At 73.1% G+C, this 9,017-nt stretch carries 1 pseudogene; it reads left to right on the top strand.

Annotated elements, in window-relative coordinates:
• Positions 1–4: 4 nt before the first annotated feature.
• Positions 5–9,007: pseudogene (locus tag E0L36_RS16820) on the top strand (type I polyketide synthase); the annotation flags it as partial.
• Positions 9,008–9,017: the final 10 nt, after the last annotated feature.

A 9,017-nucleotide genomic window follows, 5' to 3' on the forward strand; every position in this document is an offset into this window, starting at 1 on the left:
CTCGCTGACCGAGACGGAACGCCTGCGCCGCCAGAACCAGCAACTCCTGGACGCCGCCCGGGAACCCATCGCCATCGTCTCGATGGCCTGCCGCTACCCCGGAGGCGTCCGCGGTCCGGAGGACCTGTGGCGACTGGTGGACGAGGGCGTCGACGCCATGTCCACCTTCCCCACCGACCGTGGCTGGGACCTGGACGCGCTGTACGACCCCGACCCGGACCGGCCCGGCACCTCCTACGTACGGGAGGGCGGATTCGTCTACGACGCCGGTGACTTCGACGCGGAGCTGTTCGGCATCTCCCCGCGCGAGGCACTCGTCATGGACCCGCAGCAGCGGCTCCTGCTGGAGACCTCCTGGGAACTCCTGGAGCGGGCGGAGATCGACCCGGACACGCTGCGCGGCAAGCCGGTGGGAACCTTCGTCGGCAGCGGGCACTCCGGCTACGGCTCCAGCGGGGAGAAGCTTCCCGCCAGCGCCGAGGGCTACATGCTGACCGGCAACACCTCCAGCGTCGTCTCCGGACGCGTGGCCTACACCTTCGGTTTCGAGGGCCCGGCCGTCACCGTCGACACGGCCTGTTCGTCCTCGCTGGTGGCGCTGCACATGGCCGTCCAGTCACTCCGGCAGGGCGAGTGTGACCTCGCGGTCGCCGGTGGGTCGGCCATCCTGGTCACCCCCGTCGGGTTCGTGGAGTTCAGCCGCCAGCGCGGGCTGGCGGCGGACGGCCGCTGCAAGGCGTTCTCCTCCTCGGCGGACGGCACCGGCTGGGGCGAGGGCGTCGGCGTCGTGCTGCTGGAGCGGCTGTCGGACGCGCGGCGCAACGGGCACAACGTCCTTGCTGTGGTGCGGGGTTCGGCGATCAACCAGGACGGCACCTCCAACGGCCTCTCCGCCCCGAGCGGTCCCGCCCAGCAGCGCGTGATCCGGCAGGCGCTCGCCAACGCCGGGCTGTCCGCCGCCGACGTGGACGCCGTCGAGGCGCACGGCACCGGTACCTCGCTGGGTGACCCGATCGAGGCGCAGGCGCTGCTGGCCACCTACGGCCAGAAGCGGCCCGGGGACAGCCCGCTGCGCCTCGGCTCGATCAAGTCCAACTTCGGGCACACGCAGTACGCGGCGGGCGTCGCCGGTGTCATCAAGATGGTGATGGCGATGCGTGCGGGTGTGCTGCCGCGCACGCTGCACGTGGATGAGCCCTCCCCGCACGTCGACTGGGAGTCGGGTGCGGTGGAGGTGCTGACCGAGGCGCGGCCCTGGGAGCCGGGCGAGGGCCCGCGCCGCGCGGCGGTCTCCGCCTTCGGAATCAGCGGCACCAACGCCCATGTGGTGCTGGAGCAGGTCCCGGAGCGTGAGCCCGAGACGGAGCCGGACGGTGGTTCGGTGTCGGGTTCGGGTGTGGGGTCTGTGGTGCCGTGGGTGTTGTCGGGTGCGTCGTCGGCGGCGTTGGTGGGTCAGGCGGAGCGTTTGGTGGGTGTGGTGGCTGATGGTGGTGTGGGTGCGGTGGATGTGGGGTGGTCGTTGGTGTCGGGGCGTGCGGGGTTGGGTTCTCGTGGTGTGGTGTGGGGTTCGGATGTGGGTGGGTTGGTTGGTGGGTTGGGTGGGTTGGTTGCTGGTGGTGGTGTGAGTGGTGCTGTGGTGGAGGGTTCGGGTGTGGGGTGTGTGGTGGGTGGTGTGGTGGATGGTCGTACGGCGGTGATGTTTACGGGTCAGGGTGCGCAGCGTGCTCGTATGGGTGTGGAACTCGCTGATGAGTTCCCGGTGTTCGCGGCGGCTTTGGATGAGGTGTGTTCGGGGTTTGAGGGGTTGTTGCCGGGGTCGTTGGGTGAGGTGTTGTGGGCTGAGGAGGGTTCTGAGGTGGGGGGGTTGTTGGGGGAGACGGTGTTTACGCAGGCGGGGTTGTTCGCGGTGGAGGTGGCGTTGTGGCGGTTGGTGGAGTCGTGGGGTGTGCGGGCGGATTTTGTGATGGGTCATTCGATTGGTGAGGTGGCGGCGGCGTATGTGTCGGGTGTGTTCTCGTTGGAGGATGCGTGTCGGGTGGTGGCGGCGCGTGGTGGGTTGATGCAGGCGTTGCCGGAGGGTGGTGGGATGGTGTCGATCGCTGCTGGTGTTGGGTGGGTTGAGGAGTTGCTGTCTGGTGTGGGTGGGGGTGTGTCGGTGGCGGCGGTTAATGGTCCGGCTTCGGTGGTGGTTTCGGGTGAGTTGGGTGTGTTGGAGGAGGTTGTTGCTGGGTGTGAGGGTGTGGGGGTGAAGGCGCGGCGTTTGAGGGTTTCGCACGCGTTCCATTCGGTGTTGATGGAGCCGATGTTGGAGGAGTTTGGTCGGGTGTTGGAGGGGGTGGAGTTTGGTGTGCCGCGTATTCCGGTGGTCTCGAATGTGACGGGTGGGGTGGTGGGTGCTGAGGAGTTGTGTACTGCTTCGTATTGGGTGCGGCATGTGCGGGAGGCGGTGCGGTTCGCGGAGGGTGTGGAGTGGTTGGTGGGGGCGGGGGTGTCGCGGTTTGTGGAGTTGGGTCCGGATGCGGTGTTGTCGGGTATGGGGGCGGAGTGTGTTGAGGGTGACGGGACGCTGTTTGTTCCGGTGATGCGGCGTGGTCGGGGTGAGGTGGGTTGTGTGATGGAGGCGGTGTCGCGGTTGTGGGTGAGTGGGTTGTCGGTGGATTGGTCGGTGTTCTTCGAGGGGCGTGGGGCGCGTCGGGTGGAGCTGCCGACCTACGCCTTCCAGCACCAGAACTACTGGCTGGAGGGGGCGGACCCGAGTACGGACGCCACCGGAACCGAGGACGCCCAGTTCTGGGCGGCCGTCGAGAACGGCGACCTCTCCGCGCTGAGCGGCTCCCTGGAGGCGTCCGAGGACGCCGCGCTCCGGGAGGCCCTGCCCGCGCTGGCCTCCTGGCGCCGACGGCACCGTGAGCAGAGCGCCGTGGAAGCCCTGCACTACGGCGTCAGCTGGAAGCCGCTGGAGGCGTCCCGGGCGTCCCTCGCCGGGCGCTGGCTCCTCGTCACCCCTGAGGACCCGGCAACCCCGGACCTCGCGGACGGCGTCCGTGCCGCGCTCGAAGCGGCCGGTGCGGACGTGCTGACCCTGCCGGTGCCGCTCACGGAGACGAGCGGCAAGCTCCTCGCCGACCGGCTCCCGGAACTCCTCGCCCCCGAGACCGCCCCCGCCGGAGTGCTCTCCCTGCTGGGCTGCGACCCGACGGCCACCGAGACCGACGAGGACGGGCTCTCCGCCGCGACGACCGCCACCGTGGCCCTCCTCCAGGCGCTCACCGAAGCCGGGGCCGAGACGCCCGTGTGGTGCGCCACGCGGAGCGCCGTCGCGGCGGCCCCCCGCGATCCGGCACCGGACGCGGGCGGCTCCGCGCTGTGGGGCCTCGGCCGGGTAGCCGCTCTCGAACTGCCGGACCTGTGGGGCGGACTCGTCGACCTCCCGGAGTCCCTGGACGAGCGCACCGGCTGGCTGCTCACCACCACGCTGGCCGGTGTCGACGGCGAGGACCAGCTGGCGATCCGCCCGTCCGGACTGCTCGCCCGCCGCCTCAGCCGCACCACGTCCCCCGCACCGGCGACCGCCACCACCGGCGACGGCCAGTGGCCACCCCGCGGCACCGTGCTCGTCACCGGCGGCACCGGCGCCCTCGGCGCCAGCGTGGCCCGGTCCCTCGCGCAGGCGGGCGCAGACCACCTGCTGCTGCTGAGCCGCCGCGGCCCCGAGGCGCCCGGCGCCGACGCCCTAGCCGCCGAACTGCGCGCGGCGGGCGCCGAGGTGACGTTCGCCGCCTGCGACGCGGCCGACCGGGAGCGGCTCGCCGAGGTGCTGGCCGCGATACCCGAGGAGCAGCCGCTCGCCGCCGTCCTGCACACCGCGGGCGTGGTCGACGACGGCGTCGTCGCCTCGCTCACCACCGAGTCACTGCGGACCGTGCTGCGCCCCAAGGCCGCCGCCGCGACCAACCTGCACGAGCTGACCAGCGGCCTCGACCTCGCGGCCTTCGTACTCTTCTCCTCCGTCTCCGGCACGCTCGGCAGCATCGGCCAGGCCGCCTACGCCTCCGCCAACGCCTACCTCGACGCCCTCGCCGCCCAGCGGCGCGCCACGGGCCAGCACGCCGTCTCCGTCGCCTGGGGCCCCTGGGCCGGGGGCGGCATGGCGGGCGGTCAGACCAGCGGCGAACAGACCGTCGAGACCGGCGCGCGCCGGGTCGGCCTCAACCCCCTGTCGTCCGAACTGGCGCTCGCCGCGCTGCACCACACCCTGACCAGCCCCACCGCCCCCCACCTCGCCCTGGCGGACGTCGACTGGGAGCGGTTCGCCCCGGCGTTCACCGCGAGCCGCCCCAGCCCGCTCCTCGCCGACCTCCCCGAGGTCCGGCGAGCCACCGCCCAGCGTGGCGGGGACACCGGCGGCACCGTGGGCACGGCGGCGGAACTCGCCGCCCAGCTCGTCCCGTTGGACGCCCAGGAGCGCGAGCGCACCATGGTCGAGGTCGTCCGCGGACACGTCGCCTCGGCGCTGGGGCACGCCTCCGCGCAGACGGTGGCCCCGGACCGTCCCTTCAAGGACCAGGGCTTCGACTCCCTCACGGCCGTCGACCTCCGCAATCGGCTGAAGGCCAACACCGGGCTGAGCCTGCCCACCACCCTGGTCTTCGACTACCCGACGTGCGTGGCCCTCGCCCGGCACCTTCTCACCGAGCTGCTGCCCGCCGACTCCGCCGCCGCGGTGCGGATTCCCGGCGGCCCCGGCACACCGGCCGACGACGACCCGGTCGTCATCGTCAGCATGGGCTGCCGCCTCCCCGGTGACGTGTCCTCGCCCGAGGACCTGTGGCGGCTCCTGGCCGACGGCCGGGACGCCATCACCCCCTGCCCGGACGACCGCGGCTACGACATCGACGACTACTTCGACCCCGACCCGGAAGCGCCCGGCCGCACCTACGGCCGCGCGGGCGGGTTCATGACCGGCGCCGACACCTTCGACGCCGCCTTCTTCGGCATCTCGCCGCGTGAGGCGCTGGCGATGGACCCGCAGCAGCGGCTGCTGCTGGAGACCTCCTGGGAGGTCATCGAACGCGCCGGGCTCGACCCGCAGTCCCTGCGGGGCAGCCGCACCGGTGTCTTCGTCGGCCTCAGCTCCTTCGACTACGCGGGCTCCGCCGGACCCGAACACGAGGACCTGGAAGGGTTCATCGGCACCGGCAACTCGGCCAGCGTCGCCTCCGGGCGGGTGGCCTACGCGCTCGGCCTGGAGGGCCAGGCACTCACCATCGACACCGCCTGCTCCTCCTCCCTGGTCGCGCTGCACCTCGCCGCCCGCGCCCTGCGCAACGGCGAGTGCTCCATGGCTCTCGCCGGAGGCGTCACCGTCCTGCCGTCGCCCAGCATCTTCATGGAGTTCAGCAGGCAGCGCGGGCTCTCCGCCGACGGCCGGTGCCGCGCCTTCTCCTCCGACGCGAACGGCTTCGGCCCCGCCGAGGGCGTCGGTCTGCTGCTCCTGGAACGGCTCTCCGACGCCCAGCGCAACGGCCACCGCGTCCTGGCCGTCGTCAAGAGTTCCGCGATCAACCAGGACGGCGCGTCCAACGGGCTGACCGCCCCCAACGGCCCCTCGCAGCAGCGCGTGATCCGGCAGGCGCTCGCCGAGGCCGGACTCTCCACCGCGGACGTCGACGCCGTCGAGGCGCACGGCACCGGCACCTCGCTGGGTGACCCGATCGAGGCGCAGGCGCTGCTGGCCACCTACGGCCAGGACCGCCCCGAAGGCCGCCCCCTGTGGCTCGGCTCGGTCAAGTCCAACCTCGGCCACCCGCAGGCCGCCGCCGGGGTCACCGGCATCATCAAGATGGTGCTCGCGATGCGCGAGGGAACCCTGCCGCGCACCCTGCACGTGGACGAGCCCACCCCGCACGTCGACTGGACCAGCGGCGAGGTCGCGCTGCTCACCGAGGCCACCCCCTGGCCCGAGGTGGGACGCCCCCGTCGCGCCGGGGTGTCCTCCTTCGGGATCAGCGGCACCAACGCCCACGTCATCCTGGAGGCCCCCGAGCCCGCCGACGCGGAACCCCGCCCCACCGCCCCGGACACCACCGGCGCGGCCCCCGCCTGGCCGGTGGCGACACCGCCCTGGACACTGTCCGCCCGCGACCCCGAGGCGCTGCGCGCCCAGGCCGCGCGCCTCGCGTCCCACCTCGGCGACCACCCCGCCGACCCGGCCGACGTCGGCTGGGCGCTGCTCACCCAGCGCGCCCAGCTCGAACACCGCGCCGTCCTCACCGGCGACGACCTCACCGAACTCCGCGCCGCCGCACGGGCGATGGCCGACGGCACACCGGCCGCCGGAACCGTCACCGGCCGCGTCACCGGCGCGGGCGGCGTCACGTTCGTCTTCCCCGGCCAGGGCTCCCAGTGGCTGGAGATGGGACGCGAACTCCTCACCACCTGCCCGGTGTTCGCCGACCGCGTCGCCGAGTGCGAGGCGGCGCTCGCGCCCTTCGTGGAGTGGTCGCTCGGTGAACTCCTCGCCGGACCCGACCCGGCGTCCGAGTGGGCGGACTGGATGGAGCGCGTCGAGATCATCCAGCCGGTGCTCTGGGCCGTCATGGTCTCGCTGGCCGCCGTCTGGGAGGCCGCGGGCGTGACCCCGTCCGCCGTGGTCGGCCACTCGCAGGGCGAGATCGCCGCGGCCGTCGTCGCCGGAGTGCTCAGCCTCCAGGACGGCGCCCGGATCGTCACCGCCCGCTCCTCGCTCGCCGCGCCGCTCGTCGCCGAGGGACGGCTGGTGTCCGTCGCCGCTCCGGTCGACGAGCTGACGCCGCGCCTGGAACGCTGGGACGGCGCCCTGTCGGTCGCCGCGACCAACGGACCCGCCTCCACCGTCCTCGCCGGGCAGCACGCGGCGCTCGACGAGCTGACCGCCGAACTCGACGCCGAGGGCGTCTGGTTCCGCAGCGTGGCCCACACCTACGCCTCCCACTCCCCGCAGATGGAGGGGCTGCGCGAGGCACTGGTGGACGCGGTGCGGCCGGTGACACACGGCCCGTCCCGCGTGGCCTTCGTCTCCACCGTCACCGGTGAACTCCTGGACACCGAGACGCTGGACGCCAGCTACTGGTACCGCAACCTGCGCGAACCCGTCGCCTTCCGCGCCGCGCTGGAGACGGCCCTCGCCCTCGGGCACAGCACCGTCGTCGAGGTCAGCCCCCACCCCGTGCTCACCGGAGCCGCCCAGGAGGTCGCGGAGGCGGCCGGAGCCGACGCCACCGTCACCGGCACCCTGCGCAAGGGCCACGCCGGACCGGAACAACTGACCGCCTCAGCCGCCGAACTCTGGGTCGGTGGCGTGCCGGTCGACTGGCGCTCCCTGCACGGCGACCGCCTGCCCGCCCCCGTCGACCTGCCCACCTACCCGTTCCAGAGCAAGCGGTACTGGCTCACCGGATCCGGCGCCGCCGCCGGCGACCCCTCCGGACTCGGCCTCACCGACACCGGCCACCCGCTGCTCGGCGCCGTCGTCCGCTTCGCCGAGGAACCATGGGACACCGTGCTCCTCACCGGCCGCCTCTCCCCGCACACCCAGTCCTGGCTGAGTGGGCACCAGGTGCTCGGAACGACGCTCCTGCCCGGCTCCGCCCTCGTCGAACTCGCCGTGCGCGCCGGTGACGAGGCGGGCTGCGGGCGGCTGCGCGAACTCGTGCTCCAGAGCCCGCTGGTCCTCCCGGAGCGTGGCGGCGTGCGGCTCCAGGTCGTGCTCGGCGCGGCCGACGAGGACTGCGCCCGCACCGTCAGCATCCACTCGCGGACCGAGCACGGACCCGCCGACGAACCGTGGACCTGCCACGCCGAGGGATCCGTCGTCCCCGAGCCCACGGCCGACCCGGACGCCGCCACCGCCCCCGGCGCGTGGCCGCCCCTGGGCGCCGAACCCGTCGACCTCACCGGCTTCTACGACGGACTCGCCCAGGCCGGATACGGCTACGGCCCCGCCTTCCACGGCCTGCGCGCCGCCTGGCGGCGCGGCGACGAGGTCTTCGCCGAGGTCGCGCTGCCGGAAACCCTCCGCTCCGAGGCGCCCCAGTACGGTCTGCACCCCGTACTGCTGGACGCCGCCCTCCAGACGGGAGCCCTGACCTCCTCCGACGATCAGGGAACCGGAGTACGTCAGCCCTTCGTGTGGTCCGGTGTGTCACTGATCGCCTCCGGCGCCACCGAACTCCGCGTCCGCGTCACCCCCTCACCCTCCGGTGAGCTGAGCGTCTCCCTCGCCGACCCCGCGGACCGGGCCGTCGCCACCATCGACGCGCTCGTCCAGCGGGCCGTCGACCCCGAGCGGATCGCCGAGGCCGTCCGGGACGGCGCGGCCCGCGCCCAGGGGACGGACGGCCCCGCAGAGGGCGCCCGGCGCCGCGCCACCGCGGGCTCCGGAACCGAGGTGGACCCCGCCGCGGGCGAGGCGCTGCTGCGCCGGATGTCCGGCCTCAGCGCGGCCGAACGCGTCCAGACGCTCACGGACCTCGTCCGGGAGCAGGCGGCCGCGGTGCTCGGCCACACCTCGGTGGAGGAGGTCGAGTCGGACCGTCCGTTCAAGGACATCGGCTTCGACTCGATGATGTCCGTCCAGCTGCGCAACCGCCTCGCCGCCGAGACGGGCCTCTCCCTCCCCGCGACCCTGGCCTTCACCTACCCGAACCCCGCCCAACTCGCCGTGCACCTGGACGAGTTGCTCCAGGCGGCCGGGGATGGCGCGGGGGCCACCGACGAGACCGGCCGGGTCCTGGCCGAGATCGAGCGTCTCGACTCGGCCCTCGCGGCCGTCGAGCGCGACATGACCGACGACGCCGCCCGCAAGCGCGTCGTGAAGCAGCTACAGACCGTGCTGTGGCGCTGGACCGGGAACACCACCCCCGACGCCGGCGCCCCAGCCGACACGGGCGTCCTCAACGACGACGCCCTCGATGCCGTCTCGGACGACGAGATGTTCGACCTGATCGATCGCGAGCTTGGAGCCTAGGAGTCCCACG

It is taken from the genome of Streptomyces sp. AJS327, from assembly GCF_013450295.1.
GTDB lineage: Bacteria > Actinomycetota > Actinomycetes > Streptomycetales > Streptomycetaceae > Streptomyces.